Genomic DNA, 25,663 nt, shown 5'->3' on the forward strand with positions numbered 1-25,663 from the left:
TTACAGTCTAGTGCTTACTTTTTTCACCATTTGGTCTTTCCAAACGGCAAAATCACCTGCGAGGATATGCTCTCTGGCCTGCCCTACCAACCAAAGATAAAATGACAGGTTATGGATACTGGCTATTTGCGAAGCTAAAATCTCCTTGGAAATGGTCAAATGTCTTAGGTAGGCTTTCGTATAAAAAGTGCTGGCATAATTGCCAATCGCCGGATCAATCGGGGAAAAATCTTCCTTCCATTTTTCATTGCGGATGTTGATGATTCCATCTGAAGTAAAAAGCATCCCATTTCGGGCATTTCTGGTCGGCATGACGCAGTCAAACATATCTACGCCTAAAGCAATGCACTCTAAAATATTGGCTGGAGTCCCTACTCCCATAAGGTATCTCGGCTTGTCCGAAGGAAGGATTTCCGTTACCAGTTCAGTCATTTCATACATCATCTCAGCTGGCTCACCTACCGAAAGTCCGCCAATCGCATTCCCTTCCCGATTTCGGGAGGCGATAAATTCGGCACTTTGTCTTCGAAGATCTTTGTAAACTGATCCTTGAACAATCGGGAAAAGCGTCTGCGAATAACCGTACTTTCCCTCAGTGGCGTCAAATCGATCAATGCATCGATCCAGCCAGCGATGAGTCATCTCCATCGACCTTCTGGCATAGCCATATTCACATGGATAGGGAGTACATTCATCAAAAGCCATGATGATATCTGCTCCAATAGTTCTTTGAATGTCCATCACTCCTTCCGGAGAAAACACATGTTTTGAACCGTCGATATGGGACTTAAAGGTCACTCCTTCCTCATTGATCTTTCGGGTGCCGGCCAGTGAAAATACCTGATATCCTCCCGAATCAGTCAAAATAGGTCTATCCCATCCATTAAATCGATGAAGACCTCCCGCCTTTTCCAAAACCTCCAACCCTGGTCTCAAATACAGGTGATACGTGTTTCCCAAGATTATCTGGGCTTGAATATCCTCTTTTAATTCCCGCTGATGAACTGCTTTCACGGTTCCTGCCGTACCCACAGGCATAAATATCGGAGTTTGAATTTTCCCGTGGTCGGTTTCCAAAGTTCCGACCCGGGCTTTTGACTGACTATCCTTTTTCTCTAGAGTAAACTTCATGTCTTGCGCTGAGGGCTGTAGAATAGAATCTACAGGTTGACTTTAATGGCTTGCAAAAATATCCACTTATTCCTAAATGACTTGCTCAAATTGATTTTATATTTGCCCAGCAAAATCGACCTATGGGCCTATTTTTACTTTGGTTATTATTCGGAATCGGCATTCTCGTTCAGGGGGTTTACCTCATTGTAATATTTGGAAGAACTGCCTGGTTAAAATCTTCTTTTAAGTCAAAATCCACTGAACAAAACCCAGAGGGTGTCACGGTGTTGGTGGCTGCTCACAATGAGTTTCAGAACCTTAAGATCCTGATCCCTAAGCTTTTTGAGCAAGACTACCCCAAGTACGATGTAATGGTCGTCAACGACCGGAGCACCGACCGAACCAAAAGGCTTTTGGAGGAAATGATGGCAAAATATCCACGCCTCAGATCTGTGACGGTAAAATATACTCCAGGTCATGTCACCTCTAAAAAGTTTGCCCTGACTTTGGGGATCAAGGTTGCCAAAAACGATGTGATCTTGCTGACTGATGGAGATTGTATCCCATCTTCCGACCAATGGATCCGAAAAATGACCGCTCCAATTCGGGAAGAAGGGAAAACTTTTGCCCTTGGATTTTCAGGATATCAGGAGAAACCAGGAATGCTGAATCGGTGGATTCAGTTCGAAACGCTATTGACAGCCTTATTCTATTTTTCATTTGGTCTTTGGAGAGCTCCGTTTATGGGCGTAGGCAGAAACCTTTGCTACCGCAAAAGCTTTTTTATGGACGTGAAAGCTTTCAAAGGATTTTGGCATTTGGAAGGCGGCGATGACGATCTGTTTGTAAACACCTATGCTACGGGTAATAATACCGGAATAGTCATCGATCCGGAAGCACGAACCACTTCTATCCCTAAGGAAACCTGGAAGGAATACTTGGTTCAGAAAAAGCGGCATTTGCATGCCGGAAAATATTATCGGGGTGAAGACAAGCAAAAAATCGCCTTGTATTCCCTATCCCATGCTTTGTTTTGGATTGGGGGGACTGGATTACTGTTTTATTTCGGTTTAGGAAGGCAATGGGAACATTTTTTGGTTGTTTTGGGTATTATTCTTCTAAGGTCTACTTTGGTATGGAGCATTTTCCGCTCAGCATCCGTTAAGACCCAAGGAGCTCCGACTTCCTCAAATGCACCACTGAATGACTTGTTCTATTTGGTTTATTTCTGGGTTCTGGGGACCGTATCGCATCAGGCAAAAGACATCAAATGGAAATAAACGAAAGAGGATTCTCTAACAAAGCGCTCGAAGATTTTGATTTGATCGACAAGGCTGTCGAAGAAAAGGATCAAACAGCTTATGCTACGCTGATGAAGCGGTATAAGAAAGCGGTTTATTTCATGATTTTAAAAATGATCCGCGATGCAGACGATGCGGAGGATCTGACTATGGAGGCCTTTGCCAAAGCCTTTAGAAACCTTCATAGATTCAAAAAAGACTATACTTTTTCTACCTGGCTATTCCGGATTGCCACTAACAATACCATTGATTTCATTCGCAAGAAAAAGCTCAAAACCATGAGTTTGAATACCACGCTTTCGGATGACAGTGGCAACTCGGTCACCATTGACATTGAAGACGACGACAACAATCCCCAGGATGAGTTCATCAAGTCTCAGCGAATTGAGATGGTACGGATTTTTGTGGACAAGCTGCCCCCGAAATACAGAAAGCTCGTGCAGCTTCGCTACTTCGATGAGCTTTCCTATGAAGAAATAGCCCAAGCGCTCGAGAAACCACTGGGAACTGTGAAAGCCCAACTTCACCGATCCCGAGAACTCCTATATGAAATTGCCGCAGGCAAAGAAAAACACATCTGATGAATCCAGGCACTGAGCTGTTGCTTTCTTATTTTCCTGACCTATCCGAAAAGCAAGTCGAACAATTCGGCCGTTTGCAGGAACTTTATGAGGATTGGAATTCCAAGATCAATGTGATCAGTCGGAAGGATATGGAGCAATTTTATGTGCATCATGTTTTGCATTCCCTGGGTATTGCCAAAGTCATGCGCTTCCAGCCTGGCACCAAAGTATTGGATATTGGTACAGGAGGAGGATTTCCAGGAATCCCGATGGCGATTTTATTTCCGGATACGCATTTTCATTTGGTAGATTCCATTGGAAAAAAAATCACAGTCGTAAAGGAAGTTGCCAAAGCTCTTAAGCTTAGCAATGTGGAAGCCCAGCAAGCCCGCGCCGAAAGCCTGGTTCGCAAATATGACTTCGTGATCAGCCGTGCGGTGACCAGAATGATTAATTTTTATCCTTGGGTAAAAGGAAAAATCAAAAAAGAAGACTTCAACGAATTCCCCAATGGCATCCTTTACCTGAAAGGTGGAGAGGTGGACGAGGAAATGGAAGAAACCGGCAAGTCCTACGTCACCTACCACTTAAGTGACTATTTCAAGGAAGAATTTTTTGAGACCAAAAAGGTGGTCTATATGCCTTGGGAGGATAAAAGATGAGACTTTGTCTTTTTTAATTCTCATTTAAACCCCCAGGAAACAGTTCAAATACGCTGTTCATTTGATGGTGATTTGTTTTTAGTGGTTCAAAATACTTGCGACTTCCGACATGGTGAGTTGAAAATATTCACTCCCTTTCTTTTTTTCAGCCCGTTTCGCGACTTGTTTTTCCTTTTCCACTCTCCAAACCAAAGTTTTCATCCCTTTCAAAGTTGCATTATTTCCCCTGCTCTCCATTAAAATTTTTCATTAAACATTTTTTAACAAAATCTATCGTTTTATTATTGAAATATAATTACTAAACTTCCGGTATAAAATTCGTCAACAAGTTAAGAATTAGTAAGTGGCTGATTTTTATCGAATGACACTACTTTGATCAAAAGAATTTTTGATTTGATCAGAATCGGGATTTTGCTAGTTGGAAAGAGGTAAATGGGAACTTCTTTTTGATAGTGATAGCCTAGGGTTAATTGGTAATTATGGTTTATAAAGTGATTTAAAATAAAGTACTCTCTTTTTCAACCTACCGGATTTCGTAAAAAGCCCATTCTTTCCCTGAGTATCCTCTTATGCTTTGAATTTTACCCACGATGATGAACAGGGAATGAATTCGGAACAAGTTATTAGATTTTAGTATTTAATTTTATAGTTAAAAATGTAACGCTGAAAAATGAAACACCTCCTATTATTTCTTTTTTTGCTTGCCTTCACTTTTACTGCGCAAGCCCAATCCAAACTTACTATTCGGGGAACGGTCAAAGACACCACAAACGTCCCGCTTGATTACACCTCTGTACTTCTTCTTAGTCCCAAAGACTCTGCCTTGGTTGCTTACACCCTGACAAATAAGGCCGGTGAATACCAGTTCAAGAATGTGGACCGTCAACCCTTGCTTATCAAAGCCACTTACATGGGCTACATCCCTTTCCAAAAAGAACTGGTCCTGCCTGAAAAAGAGGAATTGAATGTGGAAGAAATTCACTTAACTCCCATCTTACAGGAACTTTACGAGGTGGTGGTAAAGGCTGCAAAGGCACCGCTGATGATGCGTGGAGACACGCTTGAGTATGATGCAAGCAAATTCAAAGTACCGCCAGGGGCGACCTTGGAAGACCTTCTCCGAAAGCTACCGGGAATCCAAATTGATGCGGATGGAAATATTGTAGCTCAAGGCCAACAGGTTCAGAAAGTAACTGTCGATGGAAGACGATTTTTCGGGGGAAATACAAAGATGGCTACCCAAAATTTGAATGCAGAGTCTATCAGCAAGCTTCAGCTATTTGACGACAAGTCAGAACAGGCAAAACTCACCGGCGTAGAAGATGGAGTGAAGGAAAAAACCTTGAATGTTGAGCTAAAGGAGGAAGCCAAAAAAGGTGGTTTTGGAAAAATTTCCGCGGCTGGGGGGACTGATCAAAGATGGGCTTCCAATGCCTCCTACAATAAGTTTGACAAAGTAAACCAGTTTTCAATCATTGGTTATGGCAATAATGTCAATCAAACAGGTTTGAGCTGGGATGACCTGCAGGAGTTTAGAGGAAGCGGTGCATTTCAATTTGGCGATACCGGAGATTTCGGATTTAACGGCAGTGGGTCAAATGTCATTTATTTTTCCGGAGGTGACCGGGAAGAATCCTTTGAAATTCCATTCAACAATCTCAGTTCAGGCTTTTCCAATAACCAAGCAATAGGAGTCAATTTTAACCGACTAAAAGACAAAAAGGATTTCAGTGGAAACTATTTCTACAGCCGAAGCGACCAAATCTTAGAGAGTTTTAATAGCCGAACCAACTTCCTTCAGAACAATTCTTCCTTCACTTCCACTGACCAAAGTTTACAAAACAACATTGCCGGTCACCATCGGGCAAACCTCAGATTTCAAAACGAACTGGACAGCGCCAATACCCTCACCATCAATGCAAAGGCTAGGTATAGTACACTTTCTACCGCATTGGCCAGCTTTCAGGAGCTGATTCGAAGTAATACCGAGCAAAGCCAAATGGAACGTGATAATCAATCAGATAAATGGTCTGGCGCTTTTCAGGGTACTGCAATCTTTAGACATAAATTCGAAAAAAAAGGAAGAAATTTTGCGGCGAGCCTCAGCAATACCTATAGCCATGCAGACCAGGATGGGATCCAAAAATCGATAGTGGACCTCGTCAACTCCACAGACCCCAATACTTATTTTAGAAATTTAGACCAAGTAAACCAGGCATTGAACAGTTCTAACGTGTTCAAGTCAAGCTTGCTTTTTGTCGAACCCATCAACAAAATCTTTTTTTGGGAATCGTTTTACAACTTCAGCCAATCAAGAAGCGAGACCGACCGAAAAGTATTCGATTTGGAAGCCAGTGATACCCGGGAGCTGAATCCTGATCTGAGTAGATTCTTTGATAATATAATTACCTACAACAGGATAGGGTCGAGTGTCCGATATGCCAACAAAGGCTCTAACCTAAGTGTGGGTGTAGCCGCCTCCAACTACAACTTAAACGGTCAGTTTTCAGTGATAAAAGAGAGTGAGATTCTTGGCAGAGTGAACAAAAACTACCTCAACTTCACCCCTAATCTTTCCTTTTGGAAATCGATGAAAGGCAACAAGCGTCTCAGCGCAGGCTATAACATGGGCGTCACTCCTCCAAATATTTCCGACCTACAACCTTTCAAGGACATTTCCAACCCATTGTATATCCGAGAAGGAAACCCCGATCTACAACCAGAAGTCACTCATTCGATCAATACTGGATACAACATGTACGATCCGGCAACTTTTATAAATCTTCAGTTTTCTTTGAACACCACATTTTACCAAAGCCAAGTCGTTCAAAACCAAACCATTGATCCCGAGACCTTAGTTACCACCTTTACTGCGGGAAATGTATCCGGTGGACGCCGTTATACTTCTTATATAGCCTTTGGATTCCCTATTGTTAAAACTAAATTCAATGCATACTTCTATGCCAATCCATCCTATACCAAAAGCCTTGCTTTAATCAACTCCTTAGAAACAGAGACCAATACCTTGAGCCAAAGCGGAGGTGTGAATTTTGATCTCAACCCGCTAGAATGGCTGAGTTTATACGCAGGATCATCGTTTCGTCTGAGTCAAACGAAATATGAACAGAATCCCTCCCAGAATCAGGACATTATCAACTGGAATGCTTACACGAATATGAATATCAAGCTTCCCAAGAATTTCTACTTTGACATGAAATTCAACTATAGCCGATTTGAAAATGAAAGTTTTGGATTTAATCAGGAAGTACCGATTCTAAATGCCTTTGTCTATAAACTTCTCGGGGAGGCCAAAAAATGGGAAGTCAGGCTCTCTGCCTATGATATTTTTAAACAAAATCAAACGATCAGCCAGTTTGCAGGTCAAAACTTCGTTTCCACAGGACGGATTGAAACTTTGTCAAGGTATTTCCTACTCGGAGTGACCTATAACATGCGGGGTATCGAGGTGAAAAAAAACAGGTAATTCAAACTAGCAGCCGACTTTATAAACATGAAATCCAGATTTCTAAAAACCATAGTGCTGATCCTGATTACGACAGGACTTAAAGCCCAAAACCTAGTGGGTGAAGTGGAATACCGTTATCGTATTTTCTACGATAAAATCTATTCCAGCTTACCCTATCTAACCCCGCAAGAGAGGGATAGAATTTTACTCACTTGGGGTAGTCCAGAAGGATACAGCACCCGGATGAAACTTCAATTCTGGCCAGAAAAAAGCCTCTACACCTACGGGGAACCTTATGAAGTACGCAGCTATTCTTGGCAAATAGAGGACTATTTCATCGAAAACAATCTTCAAGAACAAACCTACCTGAGATACATGGATCAGATGGGAAAAACTTATATCGTCCGGGACAGTCTAAATCCGCCTAAATGGAGGGTAATGAACGAAATCCGAGATATTCTTGGACATATGTGCATGAAGGCAGTAAGCGAAGATCCGATCAAAGGCCAAAAAATCACCGCCTGGTTTGCCTCCGACATCCCTGTCCCCGTTGGCCCAGAGGAGCTGTTCGGACTCCCGGGTTTAATTTTAGCCTATGATATCAATGACGGGATGCTCATCGTGGAAGCCGAGAAAATCACATTTGGAGAGCCCAACCAGCCTATTGCCTTACCCGGCAAAATGAAAGGAAGAGAAGTCTCGGGCCCAGAATATCAGGAACTGGTCAATAAGTTTATCCAGACATCCATCAAGAGTAAGCGTGCCTGGATGTGGGAAGTTAGATATTGAGAAATTAGGATAATATACATTTGAAAGTGTCGCATCCATTACAATTATGTCCCCACTTTCAAAAAACACCTTTAAATCCTTCATCAAAGCCCAAAATTAAATTAGGCTTAGGCTAAAACTCAGATTCCTTTCCTAAGATTTTATCCCGAACAAAGAGGTGAAAAATTTGTCTACTTATTAAATCAAAATCCCGCCACTAATTGATTATCAGTTATTTGCATATAATTAAAAGAAAACCAGATTCTTAGATTTTTATTTCGGACAATTCCCGCCAATCGATTTTTTGCTAGGGTATAATCCCCTAATTTGAAGCCTCATTTCCCGAAGAAGTATGTATATCATTTTTGACACCGAGACTACTGGTTTACCTCGCGATTACAATGCCCCCATGTCCGATGTGGACAACTGGCCCCGGCTGGTTCAAATCGCCTGGCAACTCCATGACGCTAAGGGCAAACTGATTTCCAATCACAATTACATCATCCGCCCGGAAGGATTTACCATTCCTTACAATGCGGAAAAGGTTCACGGGATCTCGACCAAGCGAGCCTTGGCAGAAGGACATGAGCTGAAGGAAATTCTTCAAATATTTAGGGAGGATGTGGTTCAGGCCAAATTTCTGGTAGGTCATAATATCGGTTTTGACATCAATGTGGTCGGCTCGGAATATTTGCGATCCGAGTTGGTCATGCCGATGGAAGGCAAGGCAGAGCTGGACACCAAGGACATTTCCACAGATTTCTGTGCGATACCCGGAGGAAAAGGAGGGAAATTCAAATGGCCTACCCTTACTGAGCTTCACAAGAAACTCTTCGGAGTGGGTTTTGAAGACGCTCACGATGCAGCTTATGACGTAGATGCTACTGCCCGTTGCTTTTTTGGATTGATTACCCAAAGAGTTCTTGCTCCCGAGCCGGGAATATTGGTGGAAGAGGTGATCTATGAAGCTCCAAAATTAGCCCAGGCCAACTTTGCCCAGGCCAAGGATGAACAGAAAGTCGCTGCCAAAGATGTCCTCAAACAAGCTGGTAAAGCAGACATTTCGGATTTGGAAGATGTGCCATTTTCCCACCTTCATGTCCATACTCAATACTCCGTACTCCAGGCCACTTCCGAAATCCCGAGCATCATTGCCAAAGCAAAAGCCTTAGGCATGCCCGCCATCGCCATGACCGACCATGGCAATATGATGGGTGCATTTCATTTTGTGAAAGAGGCCATGAGCAAAGAAATCAAGCCGATTTTGGGTTGTGAATTCAATCTTTGCCGGGACAGAAAAAACAAATCCAACAAGGATGACGGGTACCAAACGGTCCTCATTGCCAAAAATAAAGCGGGCTATCACAATCTTGCCAAACTGGCTTCCTATGCCAATATCGAAGGTTTTTATTACGTACCCCGGATTGACAAAGAACTTTTGGTTCAATATAAAGGAGACCTGATTGCTACTACCGGTGGCCTTTGGGGGGAAATTCCTTTTCTGATTTTGAACGTGGGAGAAACCCAGGCCGAGGAAGCTTTTTTGTGGTGGAAGGAGCAGTTCGGAGAGGACTTCTATGTCGAACTCAACCGGCATGGAATCCCAGAAGAGGAAAAAGTCAACGAGGTTCTCTTGGATTGGGCTCAAAAATATGGGGTAAAATATTTTGCTGCCAACAATACCTATTACAACGACAAGGGTGATGCTAGAGCTCACGACATTTTGCTTTGTGTAAAAGACGGGGAACTGGTAGAAAAGCCCAAAAAATACATTGGCAAGCGTGGCCGCGAGTTTCGCTATGGATTCCCCAACGATGAATTCTACCTCAAGAGTCCTGAGGAAATGAAGAAGCTTTTCGCTGACCTACCGGAGGCTATTGCTTGCACCCAGGAGATCGTGGACAAATGTGAAGCCTACAAGTTAGCTCGGGAAGTTTTGTTGCCAAAGTTTGACATACCTGATGAGTTCAAGCATCCGGAAGATGATGTGGATGGCGGAAAGCGGGGAGAAAATGCCTATCTGAGACATTTGACCTATGAGGGAGCGAAAAAGCGCTATGCGGAAATCACTCCGGAAATCCAGGAGCGGTTGGATTTCGAATTAGCGACCATCGAAAAAACAGGCTATCCTGGTTACTTTTTGATTGTTCAGGACTTCACCGGAGCGGCAAGGGATATGGGAGTTTCCGTTGGTCCGGGCCGTGGTTCAGCGGCAGGTTCAGCAGTTGCCTATTGCATCGGAATCACCAATGTGGATCCGATTGAGTACGACCTCCTTTTTGAGAGATTCCTGAATCCTGACCGGGTTTCACTTCCCGATATTGATATTGACTTTGATGACGAAGGTCGTCAGCGGGTCATCGATTATGTCATTAATAAATATGGATCCAATCAGGTAGCCCAGATCATCACTTACGGTACTATGGCCGCCAAGTCAGCCATTCGGGATACGGCAAGGGTACTGAACCTACCCCTTTCGGATGCGGGAAGACTTGCCGGTTTGGTTCCTGATATCAAATTGAAGGCTCTTTTTGAACTTGCCAAAAATAAACCTGCTCTTTATGACAAACTCAAAGGTCAGGGGGAATTGATTCAGAAAGCAGAAGAACTTCTTCGAATCGCTCAAGGACAGGACGATCTATCCAAAACCATCAACCAAGCAGCAGTCTTGGAAGGATCAGTTCGAAATACCGGGATTCACGCTTGCGGGGTCATCATCACGCCGGACGACATTACGAATTTTGTCCCAGTTGCTTTAGCCAAAGACTCCGACATGGTTTGTACGCAGTTTGACAACTCCGTGGTAGAATCAGCCGGCTTGCTCAAAATGGACTTCCTGGGTCTCAAAACCCTGACTTTGATCAAAGACGCCATAAAAATCGTCAAAGAAAGGCACGGAATCCAACTTGATGCAGACGTCTTTCCAATAGATGATGTTAAGACTTACGAACTTTTCCAGCGGGGTGAGACTGTCGGCATTTTCCAATACGAATCTGCCGGGATGCAGAAGTATATGCGGGAATTGAAGCCCACGGTATTTGCGGATTTGATTGCCATGAATGCACTTTACCGTCCAGGGCCTTTGGAATACATCCCTTCTTTTATCCGGAGAAAGCATGGGCAAGAACCCATTACCTACGATCTCGAGGACATGAAGGAGTATTTGGAGGAAACCTATGGGATTACGGTTTATCAGGAACAGGTAATGCTTTTGTCCCAAAAACTGGCCGGGTTCACTAAAGGTGAAGCGGACGTTTTGAGAAAGGCGATGGGTAAAAAGCAAAAAGACGTTTTGGATAAAATGAAACCCAAATTCGTCGAGCAAGCCTCTGCCAAAGGTCACGATGCCAAAAAGCTGGAGAAAATCTGGAAGGACTGGGAAGCTTTTGCATCCTATGCATTTAACAAATCCCACTCGACCTGCTATGCCTGGGTAGCTTATCAGACTGCTTATCTTAAAGCTCATTATCCTGCAGAATACCTGGCGTCTGTGTTGAGCAATAACATGAATGACATCACGCAGGTGACGTTTTTCATGGAAGAATGTAAGCGAATGGGGATTCCGGTATTAGGTCCGGATGTGAATGAATCCAAAAGTGGATTTACGGTAAATGCTGCGGGAGAAATCCGTTTTGGATTGGCAGCGATCAAAGGTGCAGGAGCTGCCGCGGTAGAAGAGATCATTAAGGAAAGAGAAAAAGGAGGTCCTTTCAAAAACATCTTCGACTTTGCGAAGCGGGTAAATTCCCGAGCCCTAAACAAAAAAACCATGGAAGCTTTGGCAATGGCGGGGGGATTTGATTGCTTCAAAGAGCATCACCGAAGACAATACCTTGAGGCTCCTGAGGGAGATATCACCCTCATCGAAAAAGCCACCAAGTATGCCCAAAAAGTACAGCAGGAAGAAGAAAGTGCTCAGGTAAGCCTTTTCGGAGGCGGAGGAGGCAATGCTGAAATTCCTCTGCCTTCTGTTCCTCCAATGGAGCCTTTTTCTCAGATTCAACAGCTCAATATCGAAAAGGAAGTGGTAGGGCTCTTTATCTCAGGTCATCCACTCGATCAATACAAACTGGAAATAGAATCCTTTACCAACACTCCTTTGACTGCTTTGGCAGATGTGGAAAGTTTGAGAGGGAGAAATGAACTGAAAATGGCGGGTTCGGTATCTGCATTTGCACACCGAACCACCAAAAACGGCAAGCCTTTCGGAACACTCACGTTGGAAGATTACCATGGGTCTCATACCTTTTTCCTTTTTGGAGAAGATTATGTGAAGTACAAGGAATACTTCATGACGGGCTGGTTTCTCTTTTTATCCGGAAAAGTGGAGCAGAAAAAATGGGGAAATGAAAATGAACTTGAGCTAAAGATCACCAGCATGATGCTGCTCAGTGAGGTTCGGGGCAAAATGGTCAAAGGGTTCCGAATCACCATAGACTTGGACGATCTGAATTATGACCTCATGGAAAAACTGGAGAAAATCACCGAGAAATATAAGGGGGATGCCAAACTCTACATCGATGTAATGGACAGGAAGGAAAATATCCGACTGGAGCTCTTTTCCAAAAAGTACACCATTGATCCAAGTGCAGATTTGATCCGGGAATTAAAAACCCTCCCGGAAATCATATATAAAGTGGTCTAAAAAAAGTCTAAAATTCAGTCTCATAGGGTTTTTCTATCTCAAATAGACAATTAATTTTAGGCCTCCGGAACTTATTAGGGACTATACCGCTTTAGCTGATATATTTGAAAAACAGAATTTAATTAATCCAAGAATACAATGGGAAAAGCAATCGAAATCACTGATGCCAATTTTGAAGAAATAATCTCAGGTGACAAGCCTGTTTTAGTAGACTTTTGGGCAGAATGGTGTGGACCTTGTAAAATGATCGGTCCAGTAGTGGAGCAATTGGCTTCGGAATATGATGGAAAAGCAGTCATCGGAAAAGTTGACGTAGATGCCAACCCGAGCGTAGCTCAGGCTTTTGGAATCAGATCCATCCCCACTCTTCTTTTCTTCAAAGGTGGAGAAATCGTAGACAAGCAAGTAGGGGCTGTTCCGAAAACTGTCCTTTCTCAAAAATTGGACGCACAACTTTAATTCTTAATTACACTGAGAATCGAGCCGTGGAGAATTCTTCACGGCTTTTTTTATCTTCACTGGCAAAATGGCAGAGACTCTGATATCCTTAAGTGAATTCTGGACCTTGCGAAAGCAGATGCCAATGTTAGACGCAAGAAGTGAAAATGAATTTGCCCAAAGCCATATCCCCGAATCCCAAAACCTTCCCATTCTCAATAACCAGGAGCGTATTGAAGTAGGGACACTTTACAAGCAAAAAGGCCCCGAAAAAGCTATTTTAAAAGGATTTGAACTGGTCGGCCCCCGATTTCATCAGATTCAAAAAGATGCCTTAGCCAAGTTTCCGGAGAAAAAAATCATCATTTACTGTTGGAGAGGAGGAATGCGAAGCCAGATACTTTCCTGGCTTTTGGAAATGGTTGGGTTTGAAGTTTTCCGGCTCAAAGGTGGCTATAAAACTTACCGTAACTTCACCTTTGCCGAAGTCAGAAAAGATCTTCGGCTCTTGGTATTGGGTGGAAAAACAGGAGTCGGTAAAACACAACTTCTCAAAACTCTTTCTGAGCAAGGAGAACAGGTCTTGGATCTGGAAGGATTCGCTCACCATCGAGGCTCTTCTTTTGGAGCCATTGGACTTCCTCCCCAACCTACCGTAGAGCAGTTTGAAAATCTCTTGGCAGAAAAAATAAAAACCCTTGATCCTGGCAAACCCATTTGGGTGGAAAACGAAAGCCGAAAAATTGGCCGGGTGATACTCCCCGATCGTTTTTTTGAGCAAATGCTAAAAAGCCCATTAATTGATCTTCAAAAGACAGAAGAAGAGCGCATTCATCATATTCAGGAAGAATATGCTCAGCTCCCCAAAACGGAGTTAATACAGGCCGTGAAAAGGCTGCAGAAGCGACTTGGGGGGTTAAGAACTCAGGAGGCAATCGCCGCAATCCAAGAGGACAACCATCCTTCTTGGATTCAAAATCTTTTGATCTATTATGACAAAACTTACGATTTTGACCTTCATCGCCATGAAACTGAGAAAACCCTGAGTTTGGATTTAAGTCACCTTTCTTTGCCAGACCAAGTGAATAGATTACTGAACGCTAAACAACAACTTTATGGAAACTAACCCTATCCGTCTGACTGCATGGAGTGAGGGATCAGGTTGTGGATGTAAGATAGCCCCAGCAATTTTGGAGCAAATCTTAGCTTCCAGCGGATCCTTTTCCCAAAAAGACCCCAAGCTTTTGGTGGGGAATTCCTCCAAAGACGATGCGGCAGTCTATCAGGTCAGCGATGATTTGGCAGTCATCAATACCGTGGATTTTTTCACTCCGATTGTTGATGATCCTTTCGATTTTGGTAGAATATCGGCAGCAAACGCCATTTCAGATATTTATGCCATGGGAGGAAAGCCCATTTTTGCCAATGCGATCCTTAGCTGGCCGGTGGAGAAAATTTCTCCTGAATTGGCCGCCAAAGTCATGGAAGGGGCCAAGGAGATCTGCCGTCAGGCAGGAATAGAATTGGCCGGTGGTCATTCCATTGCTGCAAAAGATCCAATTTTTGGACTTTCAGTCAACGGCATCATTCATCCACGAAAAATAAAAACCAATTCCGGAGCGAAGGCGGGAGATTTGATCTATTTGACCAAACCCATAGGAATTGGTGTACTAGCTACTGCCTTAAAAAGAGAGAAAATACAAGAAAAAGACTATTTAAACCTGCTGGATACAGCTTGTCGCTTGAATACTATCGGGGATTTATTGGGAAACCATGAAGAGGTTCATGCAATGACTGACGTGACTGGGTTCGGTCTTTTGGGCCATTTGATCGAAATGACGGAAGGTGCAGGGATAAGTGCAGAAGTCGAGCATTCTAAAATTCCGTTAATCGAAGGAATCCAAGAATATATCAACCAGTTTATTTTCCCGGACAACACCTACCGAAACTGGAATGCTTTCAGTCCCAAAGTCAGCGGAATCCAAGGAATGGATTTGGTCAAATTCTGCGATCCTCAGACTAGCGGAGGTCTACTGATCGCAGTAGCGCCTGAAAACAAGGATTGGTTTGAGGAAACGATGAAGCAGGAGAAGCAGATCGTCTGGAAGATTGGCTCTTTTGTAGAAAAAAGGAACTTAGCCGTAGAAGTAATACCCTAATTAAATTTTGGAGAGGTATATTAAGGTAACCTAACACTCTCCCAAAATGAACCTAAAACCTATTCTAATCTCTATCCTTGGGCTATCGATCAGCTTGGAAACTTTATCTCAAATCCCGGAAAATTTGAAAAGCGAACTGGTAATCCTCCAAGTGGAAACTTTGGAAGAAAAAACTATTCTTCTTGAATCCAGACATTTTGAAGCCCCCAACTGGTCAAGGGAAGGGGATTATTTACTGATCAATGCCGCGGGGAAACTGGAGAAAATCTCTTTGGACGGAACCCATCTCGGCGAAGTATTCCCTGACCTCATTTCTCGGGTTAATAATGACCATGGTTTAAGTTTTGACGGCAAAACTTTGGTGTTTAGCAGAAACGATGAGGGGCTAAGTTCAAGAATTTATACAATCCCCATAAAAGGGGGAAAACCCAAATTGATCACGGAAAACTATCCAAGCTATTGGCATGGAATCAGCCCGGACGGAAAGACCCTGGTTTATTGTGCTGAGCGAAATGGAGAATGGGACATTTGGGCTATCCCAACCAAAGGAGGTAAAGAAATCCGATTGACCGAAGAGCCGGGATTGGATGATGGACCGGAGTATTCTTACGATGGTAAATATATCTACTTTAATTCTCACCGAACTGGCCGAATGCAGGTATATCGAATGAAAGCCGACGGTTCTGAGCAGGAACAATTGACTTTTGATAATTTAGACAATTGGTTCCCGCATCCCTCTCCAGACAACAATTCAATTGTTTACATTTCCTATTTGGAAGATCAAAAAGGCGCTCATCCTTTTGGCAAGGATGTAAAACTCCGATTAATGGACTTGAATACCCGGAATATTAAGGATTTGACTCAGGTTTTTTACGGGGGACAAGGAACGATCAATGTACACAGCTGGTCTCCAGATGGAAAATGGATCGCTTTTGTCCGATACCACCGATAAAAGAAAAACCCGGAGAATTTTTCACATTCCCCGGGTCTTTTATTCCTTCAATAGCTTAATCTCCCAGGGATGAAACTCCACCGGAAACCATAAACTTCATCACATCTGAACTTTTCACTCCATGTAATGGCTTCACTTTTTCTCTTTTGATTAGGAAAACATTCCCTGATACGTTGTAGCTGTGCGGGAAATAAACGGCAACCATATCATCCCTACCCGTCACGCTCATATCATCTTGGGTAATAAAACCTAAGCGACACATCGAGTCGGAAATCTCAACGATTACAGGTGAGCTGAATTTCTTCTTTTCCCCAACAAACGCCCCCATCAAATCCTTGATTGAGGTGTAGAGGAGACTGACCAAAGGAATTTTAAATACTCCTCTTTCAAACCATTCAAAAAATGGCTTGGTAAAGAACAGACTCGCCAGATATCCGATAAAGGTTATCAACCCTAATACCATCAAAATCCCAATGCCTGGGATGGGAACAGGGATTAGATTATCGAGAAAAACAAAAATGGCATAGATCACATAAAGAGTCACTGCCAGAGGTGTCAAAAACAACAACCCTCTAAAGAAGTAGGATATAATTCGTCTGTAGGTAAAAGCCATAGCCCAATAGAGACAAAAAAAATGCCCAATCGTCAGAAAGGGCATTTTATTGTACGGATTCAGAAAATCAATCCAAAATTTTCACTTTCACACTTCTGTAATAGATTACACTTTCCGGGTCATGGGCTTGCAGTGCTATGGTTCCTGAACTCAATTTTTTGGTCCCTAAATCTGCTCCACGCTTATCGTCCTTAGACTCGTCATATTCATTGATGGTTTTGCCGTTGACTTTGACAGTGATCTTGCTCCCTTCTACGATCACGTGCTCGGTATACCATTCTCCATCTTCCACATATACTTCACGGACATCCTGAAAAGAATATACGCTGCCCGTTTTTCTCCAGTCTCCGTGGCTTTGATTGACTTGGATTTCATAGCCTACATTAGGCCAACCGTTTTCTTGGTATTGGGTATGGATAAAAATCCCGGAATTGGCCTTAGGCATAGTTTTCACCTCAACCATCAACTCGAAATTTTTGAAATCATGATTACCAACATGCCCCATATAAAAGGCATGACCTCTAGGCCCAGCCACTTTGATGACTCCGTCATCCACAGTAAAAGACCCGGGATTTTCGGATACTTTCCAACCTTCCAAATTCTTTCCATTAAAAAGCTCAATCCATTCTCCGTTTTGGGAATATCCTGAGAAGGAAAGCATTAAAAATCCGCAAAGTGCAATTAGTGTTTTCATAGGTTTTTTGGTTTGTCATCCTAAAATAAGTAGGATTTCAGCAGAATCCCTTACCACTAAAAACAAAAAAGCTCCGAAGTCAAACTCCGGAGCTTTTGAATTTATAATTTGAAAATTATAGATCAATACCCATGAAAGACATGAAGGCAATACCCATCAAGCCAGTCAAAAGCATGGTAATTCCCAAACCTTTCAAACCGTTTGGAACGGCTGAATATTTCAATTTCTCTCGGATAGCAGCCAAAGCTACAATGGCAAGCAAGAAGCCTGTACCTGAGCCAAAGCCATATACTGCAGATTCTGCGAATGTATAGTCACGCTGAGCCATGAACAAAGATCCACCCAAGATTGCGCAGTTTACCGCGATCAAAGGAAGGAAGATACCCAACTGACCATAAAGTGCTGGAGCAAATTTCTCCACGACCATCTCCACCAATTGTACCATGGCCGCGATAATTGCGATAAACATGATGAATCTCAAGAAAGACAGGTCAATGCTTGCCATATCTGCACCGATCCAAGTCAAAGCACCTTCTTTCAACACAAACTCATTCAAAAGCCAGTTGACAGGGGTAGTTACCGAAAGTACGAATACTACTGCGGCACCCAAACCAAGGGCAGTACTTACTTTCTTAGAAACGGCCAAAAAGGAACACATTCCCAGGAAGTAAGCGAAAATCATATTGTCGATAAATACCGACCGAATACCTAAGCTGATTAATTCCATTTTATTATTCCTTTTAGTGTTCTACGTAACCAGTTTTTGTTCTCTGCACCCAAACGATCAATCCGAGGATGATGAACGCTCCTACCGGAGAGACCATCAGACCGTTGGTGGCTAGCTTAAAGTCAGGACCGATCCATCCGGAGATAGTTTCGAATACAGGAATCCCGAAAACAGAACCTGAACCCCAAAGCTCTCTAAAGAAAGCTACAGTCAAGATGATCCAAGAATAACCCATAGCTGAACCCAAACCATCCAATACGGAATCGTAAGGCTTATTGCCCAAGGCGAAAGCTTCCAATCGGCCCATTACGATACAGTTGGTAATGATCAAACCGATGAATACGGAAAGTTCTTTATACATATCATAAGCAAAGGCTTTCAAAACCTCACTTACCAAAGTAACCAAGGTCGCTACTACCGCTAGCTGTACGATAATTCGAACTCGGCCAGGAATTGTATTTCTCATCACAGAAATCACGAAGTTGGACATCGCAATTACGAAGATTACAGAAATCGCCATGACCAAGGTCGGCTTCATCTGGGTAGTTACCGCAAGAGCGGAACAAATCCCCAAAACCTGAATGGTGATCGGGTTGTCATCCACCAATGGGTCAGTAACCAGTTTTTTTCTACGCTTGGAAAAAAGTGCCTCTGCAGGCTTTTTCTCAATCGCTTTTGCTGTTTCAGTACTCATTTTATTAATACTTTGAGTTGAAAATTAATTAAAGACCGGCAACTGCCTGGCTGGATGATTTTGACTTGATATAGGTCTCATAGTGACCCAAATATGCTTTCAGCATATTATTCACACCTGTTCCGGTGATGGTAGCACCAGACATTCCGTCCACTTTGTGTTCTTCACCGGAATAATCCTTGCCTTCACCTTTTTGCATTTGAACAGCCACTAATTCGCCGGATTCATCGAAAATCTTTTTCCCGATGTATCTCTCCTGTACTCCGCCTTCGGTGATTCTCGCACCCAAACCTGGAGTTTCTCCAGCGTGAGCCAAAGTGATACCCGCGATCGTGTTCATGTCAGTTTCCAAAGCAAGGTAACCCCAAATGGCATCCCAAAGACCAGCTCCATAAAGCGGGAAAATATAAGACTCCACAGCATCAGGCTGACCTTCTGCATGAAACATGAATACTGGATATTGTCTCTTATCTGCAGGTTTTTTGTAATCCTTAGCAATTTCAACTTTCTCAGCTTCTACGCTGGAAATTTCATTACCATTGATATCTACTACAGTTGAAGAGATTCTTTTAGCATAAAACTCATTGATCTGAGCAGGAGACATTGCGTCAATTTCCTCTGCACTTACTACAGCACCCAAGATTTGCTTTTTCTTATCCAAAGCAATTGCTTCTTGCTGCATAGGTCCCAAAACTTGGGAAGTACCGGAAAGGAGTAATCCCAAAACTATCGTTAAGACAGCTGAAAAAACGATAATATATGTATTAGACTGTTGCACGTTGTAACCTCCTTGTTTTGTTAGCTTTTACCACATAATAATCGATCAAAGGTGCCATCACGTTCATGAATAGAACGGCAAGCATGATACCTTCAGGATAGGCAGGGTTAGTTACTCGGATAATCACCGTCAAAACCCCGATCAGAATACCATAAATCCACTTTCCAGCCTCGGTCTGCGCAGCAGATACCGGATCAGTAGCCATGAAAACAACACCGAATGCCAAACCACCCATTACTAAATGATAGTGTGCAGGCATAGCCATGTATTCATTTACTGCCAAAGCGTTCATCAAAAGACCCATCGCAAAAGCACCACTGAATCCACCTACAATGATTTTCCAGCTAGCCACTCCGGTAGCAATCAAGATCACCGCTCCGACTAATGCCATCAAGGTAGAAGTTTCACCGATCGAGCCAGGAATCCATCCCAAAAACATATTCATAAAACTGAAATCTCCCCCAAACGCCGAATTGTGAGTATTGAGGGCTTCCACTGCTGGGGTGCCCTCCACACCTGCGTTGTAAGCTACAGCTAGTGCCGTAGCTCCGGAGAATCCGTCAACTGCAGTCTTTTCACCCAAATAAGTCCAAACTTGATCACCTGAAATCTGTGCTGGATAAGCGAAATAAAGGAAAGCTCTTGCAGTCATCGCCACGTTGAGGATGTTCATCCCCGTACCTCCAAATACTTCTTTGCCAATCACTACCGCGAAGATGGTCGCTAGAGCTACTTGCCACAAAGGAATGTAAGGAGGCATTACTAAGGCAATCAACATTCCGGATACCAAGTATCCTTCAGAAATTGGGTGATTTCGGATCACGCAGAAGGTAAACTCAGTCAAGAGACCTACAGCATAAGAAACAATCAGAATAGGCAACACGGACATTGCTCCGAAAAGCGCTTTGTCCATAAAACCAACTTCCTCGCCAGTAGCCAAGAAGTGCTGATGTCCAATATTCAAAATCCCGAACAAAAGAGCTGGAATCATCGCGATTACCACGGTGATCATCACTCTTTTCAAGTCAGTTGCATCCTTGATTTGTGCACCTTTTGCTTTTGTGGTCAAATCTGGAGCAAATACGATGGTTCTATGTCCTTCGTAAAGTGTATAAAACTTTTCCCACTTACCGCCCTTTTCAAAGTTTGGCTTGATGCTGTCGAAAAGATTCTGTAATGCCTTCATATCTTAACTATACATTAATAATTCAATCCCATGTCTTACCAACTCCTGCAATTCGTTCTTTGAAGGATCGACAAATTCACATAGAGCTACATCCTCTTCAATGATCTCATAAAGTCCCAACTCTTCCATTTCGTCAAAGTCTTCCGCATGGATAGCTTTAAACAAATAAGTTGGAAGAATATCCATTGGAAGGACTTTTTCAAATACGCCTGAAACTACAAATGGTCTTTCTTCACCATGTGTATTTGTATCTACCTTAAATTCCCCTTTGTGTAAGAAAGAAAGCATTCCGATTGCTTTGTGGAAGCTCAATTTGGAAGTGGAAGGCTTAAGCCAACCCAAAAACTCCTCGTAGTCCCCTTCAGGGATAACTGTAATCTGATTGTGATAAAAACCGAGATAACCGTCTAGGTTGATTTTTTCACCTGTCAAAACGTTGCCAGAAATCACTCTTACATGACCAGAGTTGAGATTTCCTTTGACGTAGGAGGAAACATTTGCTCCTACATAAGTCTTCACATATCCAGTCTTGGTCAATTCAGAACCTGTTAAGGCGATGGTCTTGGAGGCATCATACACACCTTCCAATACAGCCTTTCCGATTTGAACCACTCCATAAGGGTTCACGGTCCAAACAAGGTCTCCCTTGTTGATCGGATCCAAATGGTGAATCTGCACGCCTACGTTACCCGCAGGGTGTGGTCCGGAAAACTGATTGATTTGGGCATTTTTCACGCCGGAGAATACTGCAGGAGCTGATTTTGACCCGTCCAGATTCAGGTGAACTTTCCCGGGAGTCAATTTCGCCAATGCATCGATACCTGCCTGGAAGTACTTTTCCTCTCCCTGAAGTGCAAATCCGTAATCCGGTGCAAGGGGATGGGTGTCAAAACCAGAAACATAGATCGCCTTAGGAGTGTCTGCCGGATTCGCTACAACCCCATAAGGACGCTGGATAATGTTTGGCCATACACCGGAAGCTGCCAATTTGGAGGCGATAGCTTCAGCTGGTTGGTTCAAATCAATTTTTCCAAAATTCTCGTGGGAGATCGCTGAATCAGCCAGAATCTTGATTTCAAGAAGTTTTCTCTTCTCTCCTCTTTTGACCTCGATGATTTCTCCGGATACCGGAGCTGCGTAGATAACCTGATCCATGGCTTTGTCGATCAGGATGGGAGTGCCGGCCTTCACCGTATCTCCCTCGTTCACAAGGACTTTGGGACGCTGAATCCCAGGGAAGTCCGTTGGCTTAATGGCGAAGGTCTGAGCTCCAGCAAGATTAGAAAGCTCTAGAGGAGCCTTTCCAACGAGCTTGAGGTCGAATCCCTTCCTAAGCTTCACTATTTTAGACATATCTGTTTTTGAACTAGGTGCGTTTTGAAAAACGCCCCAAATCTAAAGAAAAACCTTTTGAATTGGAGCCAAAGTCACATTTATTCTTAGAACTTTTGATTAAAGGGCAAGGCGTTAATTTATCGGATTTAATCAGTCTTGAAGTAGATTTTCTTCCATTGACTCCAAGTGGTTTTTGACTTGTTCCATCAACCACATCGGTGTAGAGGTAGCCCCACAGACCCCGACAGAATCCTCTGGCCTAAACCACTCGGGATCAACTTCTGTTTCGTTTTCGATAAAATAACTTCTCGGATTCTCGGCAAGACATACCTGATACAAGGCCTTCCCGTTGGAGCTCTTTTTCCCCGAAACAAAAAGAATGACATCATTCTCTTGGGCAAATTTTTGAAGCTGAGGCTCTCGATTAGACACTTGTCGGCAGATGGAATCATTGGCATTGAAGTCAAGTTCGTCCAGCTCGCCTTTGGTATTTTTAATCCGGCTTTCGATTTTTTCTGACAAATCGTAAAAGCCTTTGGTACTCTTCGTTGTTTGACTGAATAGGGTCACTGGCCTCTGGTAGTCGATTTTATCCAAATCGGAATCTTCCATCACCACGATGGCTTTTTCCAGAGTCTGCCCTGTCAGTCCGATGACTTCTGCATGGCCTTTTTTGCCATAAATCACGATCTGACCGTTTTCCCGTTCCATTTTGTCAAAAGCAGTTTTGACGCGGTGCTGAAGCTTGAGCACAACAGGACAGGAAGCATCGATCAACTCAATGTTATTTTCAATGGCTGTTTTATAGGTTTCGGGTGGTTCTCCATGTGCCCGAATGAGAACTTTGCAGTCACTGAGGCTTTGAAGCTGATCCCGATCTATGACCACCAGACCTTTTTCCCGCAGTCTTTTTACCTCCATATCATTGTGGACGATGTCGCCCAGACAATAGAGTCGATCAGAATTCTCCATCTCATCCTCTGCCATTTTGATGGCAAATTCCACCCCAAAGCAGTATCCTGAGTTTTTATCAATGGTTACCTGCATAATTCTTTTCGTTTTCAATGACTTCTTTGGCCAGCTGGACGATCTGATCCACTTGCTCGTCAAAGGTCAGGTTACTGGTATCAATTTCTACTGCGTCTGGCATTTTGGTCAGCGGGCTTTCTTTTCGGGAAGAATCTATTCTGTCCCTTTCGGCCAAGTTGCTTTGGATTTCCTCCAAATCAACCAACTCTCCTTTTTCCAGAAGCTCTTGTTGTCTTCTTGCTGCCCGCGTATCCAGATCCGCAGTCATAAATATTTTCAATTCCGCCTCCGGAAAGACGACAGATCCTATGTCCCTACCATCCATCACCACTCCTTTTTTCTTACCCAAACGCTGTTGTTGCGCCACTAATTCTTTTCGGATTTCCTTTACTGTGGCTATTTCACTCACTTTTTCAGATACACGCATGGACCGAATGTCTTGTTCCACATTCAGACCATTGAGGTAAGTTTCTTGTTTTTGGGAATCAGGATTGATCTGAAAAGAAATCTCAAGGGTTTTCAGACCTTTTTCCACATCATGTGGGATAGTCGGAGAAAGATAATTGTTCAAAAAATGAAGGGTCGCTGCCCGATACATTGCCCCTGAATCTATATAGGTAAATCCTAAGGCTTTGGCTACTGCCTTTGCCGTCGAACTCTTCCCGCAACCCGAATATCCATCTATGGCGATGACGATTTTGCCCATTCAAAAACCTGTCTTGGTTTGGCGTTTTAATTTTGGGCAAATATAGTAGTTTTAATCCAAACGATTCCCTCAACTCCACTTCCAGTGGACATATTGGGGGCTGAATCCCCTGATTTTTATATTTGCCCTTATGATTCTACACGCCAACTTTGTCGATATCCCAAAACGGAGGATTTATCCTGTTGAACTTCAATGGTCTGCAGAAAAAATCATTTCCCTCACTCCTATTACCACTGAGGAAAACTTACCCTATATCCTACCCGGGTTTATCGATGCCCATGTCCATGTGGAATCATCCATGCTGGTCCCGTCGGAATTTGCCCGATTAGCCGTTACTCACGGCACGGTGGCAACTATCTCCGATCCTCATGAGATTGCCAATGTATGTGGTATGGCGGGAGTAGAATATATGATTGAGAATGGCAAACAGGTTCCATTTAAATTCTATTTTGGCGCTCCTTCCTGTGTGCCTGCTACGCCTTTTGAGACAGCTGGTGGAGAAATTGATGCATCGGATATAGAAACCCTGATGAGCAGACCGGAAATTCATTATCTGGCAGAAATGATGAATTGGCCGGGAACCGTCAATCAGGATCCTTTGGTCATGGAGAAAATCAGAATTTCCCAAAAATATGGCAAGCCGATCGACGGGCATGCTCCGGGGCTGAAAGGCGAATTGGCCGAGAAATACGTCAGCGCAGGACCGAGTACGGACCATGAATGCTTTACTTATGAAGAGGCTTTGGGGAAAATAAAACTCGGAATGAAAATTTCGATCAGAGAAGGATCCGCAGCCAAAAACTTTGAAGCCCTCATCGACTTGATAGATGATTATCCAGAGATGATCATGTTCTGTTCAGATGACAAGCATCCTGATAATTTGGCCATCTCCCATATTAATGAATTAGCTGCGCGTGCAATAGCCAAAGGAAAGGACGCATTTGATGTACTTCGGGCAGCCTGCATCAATCCCATCCAACACTATTCATTGAATGTAGGGCAACTCAGAGCCGGAGACCCAGCAGATTTTATCCTGGTGAAGGATCTGGAGAAATTTGAAGTGCTAGCCACTTATATACAAGGACAAAAAGTGGCTGAAAACGGAAAGACGCTGATTCCAAGCATCAAAAATGAGTTGATCAATAATTTCCATACCTCTCTCAAAAAGCCAAAGGACTTTCAAATCCCTGCTTCCGGGAACAAAGTTAGAGTCATTGAAGCACTTGATGGACAGTTGATCACTCCAGAGATATCAGGAGAAATCATACTTCGCGAGGGCTTGGCAGAATCCAATTTGGAAAAGGACATACTCAAAATCACCGTAGTCAACCGCTACGAAGATGCTCCTCCTGCTGTGGCATTTATCAAAAACTTTGGTTTAAAGGCAGGCGCTATCGCTTCTTCCGTAGGGCATGATTCGCACAACATTATTGCAGTAGGTGTGGATGATGCATCTATCTGCAGGGCTGTCAACTTGCTGATAGAAGTCAAAGGAGGAGTCTCTGCTGTCTTCGGAGAAAAAGAAGAAGTATTACCTCTTCCTGTGGCAGGGATTATGTCTCCTAAGGATGGATACCAAGTAGCTGAAGCTTACACCAAAATAGACCAACTATCCAAAGAAATGGGATCTAAGCTCAACTCTCCTTTTATGACGCTGAGCTTTATGGCTTTGTTGGTCATTCCGGATTTGAAACTGAGTGATAAAGGCTTGTTTGATGGACAAAGATTTGAGTTTACGGATGTTTTTTTAACCACTTAATTAAATTTTTAAAAATATCACCAGAAATCAATTGTGTCATTGATGTGTTCAGATTAATTTATGGCATTCATTTCT

General features: G+C 43.2%; 21 protein-coding genes. 11 read left to right on the forward strand and 10 right to left on the reverse strand.

Annotated elements, in window-relative coordinates:
• Positions 1-1,131 (reverse strand): tRNA guanosine(34) transglycosylase Tgt, encoded by a 1,131-nt coding sequence (tgt, locus tag G458_RS0110020; RefSeq protein WP_026951786.1) that lies wholly within the window; start codon positions 1,129-1,131, stop codon positions 1-3.
• A gap of 122 nt (positions 1,132-1,253) precedes the next feature.
• Between tgt and G458_RS0110025 the strand changes: the two genes are divergently transcribed.
• From G458_RS0110025 to G458_RS0110075, 10 genes are all read left to right on the forward strand, one after another.
• Complete coding sequence (locus tag G458_RS0110025; RefSeq protein WP_026951787.1) at positions 1,254-2,393, forward strand: glycosyltransferase; 1,140 nt, start codon at positions 1,254-1,256, stop codon at positions 2,391-2,393.
• Positions 2,384-2,995 carry a sigma-70 family RNA polymerase sigma factor gene (locus tag G458_RS0110030; RefSeq protein ID WP_026951788.1) on the forward strand — a complete coding sequence of 204 codons (612 nt, stop codon included), beginning with the start codon at positions 2,384-2,386 and terminating at the stop codon, positions 2,993-2,995. Before G458_RS0110025 ends, G458_RS0110030 begins: the two co-directional genes overlap by 10 nt.
• Entirely contained in the window at positions 2,995-3,639 is a 645-nt protein-coding gene (gene rsmG, locus G458_RS0110035; protein ID WP_026951789.1) for a 16S rRNA (guanine(527)-N(7))-methyltransferase RsmG, read from the forward strand. The genes G458_RS0110030 and rsmG overlap by 1 nt, the downstream gene beginning before the upstream one ends.
• Before the next feature lie 670 nt (positions 3,640-4,309).
• Positions 4,310-7,123: an outer membrane beta-barrel family protein gene (locus tag G458_RS0110045; protein ID WP_026951790.1), complete on the forward strand. Its 2,814-nt coding sequence runs from the start codon at positions 4,310-4,312 to the stop codon at positions 7,121-7,123.
• Positions 7,124-7,150: 27 nt separating this feature from the next.
• On the forward strand, positions 7,151-7,894 hold the full coding sequence (locus tag G458_RS0110050; RefSeq protein ID WP_035468021.1) for a GLPGLI family protein: 744 nt from the start codon (positions 7,151-7,153) through the stop codon (positions 7,892-7,894).
• 331 nt (positions 7,895-8,225) lie between these two features.
• The gene (gene dnaE / locus G458_RS0110055) at positions 8,226-12,518 is read left to right on the forward strand and encodes a DNA polymerase III subunit alpha (RefSeq protein WP_026951792.1); all 4,293 of its coding nucleotides are present in this window, start codon (positions 8,226-8,228) and stop codon (positions 12,516-12,518) included.
• Positions 12,519-12,656: 138 nt separating this feature from the next.
• Positions 12,657-12,977 (forward strand): thioredoxin, encoded by a 321-nt coding sequence (trxA, locus tag G458_RS0110060; RefSeq protein WP_026951793.1) that lies wholly within the window; start codon positions 12,657-12,659, stop codon positions 12,975-12,977.
• A 67-nt stretch (positions 12,978-13,044) separates the two neighbouring features.
• Positions 13,045-14,082: a tRNA 2-selenouridine(34) synthase MnmH gene (gene mnmH, locus G458_RS0110065; RefSeq protein ID WP_026951794.1), complete on the forward strand. Its 1,038-nt coding sequence runs from the start codon at positions 13,045-13,047 to the stop codon at positions 14,080-14,082.
• A complete protein-coding gene (gene selD / locus G458_RS0110070; RefSeq protein ID WP_026951795.1) occupies positions 14,072-15,115 on the forward strand; it encodes a selenide, water dikinase SelD in 1,044 nt (347 codons plus the stop codon). The genes mnmH and selD overlap by 11 nt, the downstream gene beginning before the upstream one ends.
• Positions 15,116-15,161: 46 nt before the next feature.
• Positions 15,162-16,067 (forward strand): TolB family protein, encoded by a 906-nt coding sequence (locus G458_RS0110075; RefSeq protein WP_026951796.1) that lies wholly within the window; start codon positions 15,162-15,164, stop codon positions 16,065-16,067.
• Between the two features lie 55 nt (positions 16,068-16,122).
• On the opposite strand, the gene G458_RS0110080 is transcribed toward G458_RS0110075, so the two are convergent.
• The 9 genes from G458_RS0110080 to cmk form a co-directional block, all read right to left on the reverse strand.
• A complete protein-coding gene (locus G458_RS0110080; RefSeq protein WP_026951797.1) occupies positions 16,123-16,680 on the reverse strand; it encodes a DUF502 domain-containing protein in 558 nt (185 codons plus the stop codon).
• A gap of 67 nt (positions 16,681-16,747) precedes the next feature.
• Positions 16,748-17,374, reverse strand: a complete 627-nt coding sequence (locus G458_RS0110085) for a 3-keto-disaccharide hydrolase (protein WP_026951798.1) — start codon at positions 17,372-17,374, stop codon at positions 16,748-16,750.
• 115 nt (positions 17,375-17,489) lie between these two features.
• Positions 17,490-18,101, reverse strand: coding sequence for an NADH:ubiquinone reductase (Na(+)-transporting) subunit E (gene nqrE / locus G458_RS0110090; RefSeq protein WP_026951799.1), 612 nt, complete (start codon positions 18,099-18,101; stop codon positions 17,490-17,492).
• A gap of 13 nt (positions 18,102-18,114) precedes the next feature.
• Entirely contained in the window at positions 18,115-18,795 is a 681-nt protein-coding gene (locus G458_RS0110095; RefSeq protein WP_026951800.1) for an NADH:ubiquinone reductase (Na(+)-transporting) subunit D, read from the reverse strand.
• A 28-nt stretch (positions 18,796-18,823) separates the two neighbouring features.
• Complete coding sequence (nqrC, locus tag G458_RS0110100) at positions 18,824-19,573, reverse strand: NADH:ubiquinone reductase (Na(+)-transporting) subunit C (protein WP_026951801.1); 750 nt, start codon at positions 19,571-19,573, stop codon at positions 18,824-18,826.
• The gene (locus G458_RS0110105; RefSeq protein ID WP_026951802.1) at positions 19,560-20,759 is read right to left on the reverse strand and encodes an NADH:ubiquinone reductase (Na(+)-transporting) subunit B; all 1,200 of its coding nucleotides are present in this window, start codon (positions 20,757-20,759) and stop codon (positions 19,560-19,562) included. The genes nqrC and G458_RS0110105 overlap by 14 nt, the downstream gene beginning before the upstream one ends.
• Positions 20,760-20,762: 3 nt before the next feature.
• Complete coding sequence (locus G458_RS0110110; RefSeq protein ID WP_026951803.1) at positions 20,763-22,112, reverse strand: Na(+)-translocating NADH-quinone reductase subunit A; 1,350 nt, start codon at positions 22,110-22,112, stop codon at positions 20,763-20,765.
• 132 nt (positions 22,113-22,244) lie between these two features.
• Positions 22,245-23,141: a 4-hydroxy-3-methylbut-2-enyl diphosphate reductase gene (locus tag G458_RS0110115; protein ID WP_026951804.1), complete on the reverse strand. Its 897-nt coding sequence runs from the start codon at positions 23,139-23,141 to the stop codon at positions 22,245-22,247.
• A complete protein-coding gene (gene cmk, locus G458_RS0110120; RefSeq protein WP_026951805.1) occupies positions 23,125-23,829 on the reverse strand; it encodes a (d)CMP kinase in 705 nt (234 codons plus the stop codon). The genes G458_RS0110115 and cmk overlap by 17 nt, the downstream gene beginning before the upstream one ends.
• A 130-nt stretch (positions 23,830-23,959) precedes the next feature.
• Here cmk and ade point away from each other — a divergent pair, with 130 nt between their 5' ends.
• Complete coding sequence (gene ade, locus G458_RS0110125; protein WP_026951806.1) at positions 23,960-25,588, forward strand: adenine deaminase; 1,629 nt, start codon at positions 23,960-23,962, stop codon at positions 25,586-25,588.
• The last annotated feature ends 75 nt before the right edge of the window (positions 25,589-25,663 follow it).

Origin of the sequence: Algoriphagus mannitolivorans DSM 15301 (genome assembly GCF_000429425.1) — a bacterium.
Lineage (GTDB): Bacteria > Bacteroidota > Bacteroidia > Cytophagales > Cyclobacteriaceae > Algoriphagus > Algoriphagus mannitolivorans.

Bases quoted from the DNA above. Each gene is read 5' to 3' on its own strand.
- G458_RS0110105 (WP_026951802.1), bottom strand. From the start codon at position 20,759: ATGAAGGCATTACAGAATCTTTTCGACAGCATCAAGCCAAACTTTGAA.
- G458_RS0110095 (WP_026951800.1), bottom strand. From the start codon at position 18,795: ATGAGTACTGAAACAGCAAAAGCGATTGAGAAAAAGCCTGCAGAGGCA.
- cmk (WP_026951805.1), bottom strand. From the start codon at position 23,829: ATGGGCAAAATCGTCATCGCCATAGATGGATATTCGGGTTGCGGGAAG.
- G458_RS0110075 (WP_026951796.1), top strand. From the start codon at position 15,162: ATGAACCTAAAACCTATTCTAATCTCTATCCTTGGGCTATCGATCAGC.
- ade (WP_026951806.1), top strand. From the start codon at position 23,960: ATGATTCTACACGCCAACTTTGTCGATATCCCAAAACGGAGGATTTAT.
- rsmG (WP_026951789.1), top strand. From the start codon at position 2,995: ATGAATCCAGGCACTGAGCTGTTGCTTTCTTATTTTCCTGACCTATCC.
- G458_RS0110025 (WP_026951787.1), top strand. From the start codon at position 1,254: ATGGGCCTATTTTTACTTTGGTTATTATTCGGAATCGGCATTCTCGTT.
- tgt (WP_026951786.1), bottom strand. From the start codon at position 1,131: ATGAAGTTTACTCTAGAGAAAAAGGATAGTCAGTCAAAAGCCCGGGTC.
- G458_RS0110115 (WP_026951804.1), bottom strand. From the start codon at position 23,141: ATGCAGGTAACCATTGATAAAAACTCAGGATACTGCTTTGGGGTGGAA.
- trxA (WP_026951793.1), top strand. From the start codon at position 12,657: ATGGGAAAAGCAATCGAAATCACTGATGCCAATTTTGAAGAAATAATC.
- G458_RS0110110 (WP_026951803.1), bottom strand. From the start codon at position 22,112: ATGTCTAAAATAGTGAAGCTTAGGAAGGGATTCGACCTCAAGCTCGTT.
- selD (WP_026951795.1), top strand. From the start codon at position 14,072: ATGGAAACTAACCCTATCCGTCTGACTGCATGGAGTGAGGGATCAGGT.
- G458_RS0110050 (WP_035468021.1), top strand. From the start codon at position 7,151: ATGAAATCCAGATTTCTAAAAACCATAGTGCTGATCCTGATTACGACA.
- G458_RS0110080 (WP_026951797.1), bottom strand. From the start codon at position 16,680: ATGGCTTTTACCTACAGACGAATTATATCCTACTTCTTTAGAGGGTTG.
- G458_RS0110085 (WP_026951798.1), bottom strand. From the start codon at position 17,374: ATGAAAACACTAATTGCACTTTGCGGATTTTTAATGCTTTCCTTCTCA.
- mnmH (WP_026951794.1), top strand. From the start codon at position 13,045: ATGGCAGAGACTCTGATATCCTTAAGTGAATTCTGGACCTTGCGAAAG.
- nqrE (WP_026951799.1), bottom strand. From the start codon at position 18,101: ATGGAATTAATCAGCTTAGGTATTCGGTCGGTATTTATCGACAATATG.
- dnaE (WP_026951792.1), top strand. From the start codon at position 8,226: ATGTATATCATTTTTGACACCGAGACTACTGGTTTACCTCGCGATTAC.
- G458_RS0110030 (WP_026951788.1), top strand. From the start codon at position 2,384: ATGGAAATAAACGAAAGAGGATTCTCTAACAAAGCGCTCGAAGATTTT.
- G458_RS0110045 (WP_026951790.1), top strand. From the start codon at position 4,310: ATGAAACACCTCCTATTATTTCTTTTTTTGCTTGCCTTCACTTTTACT.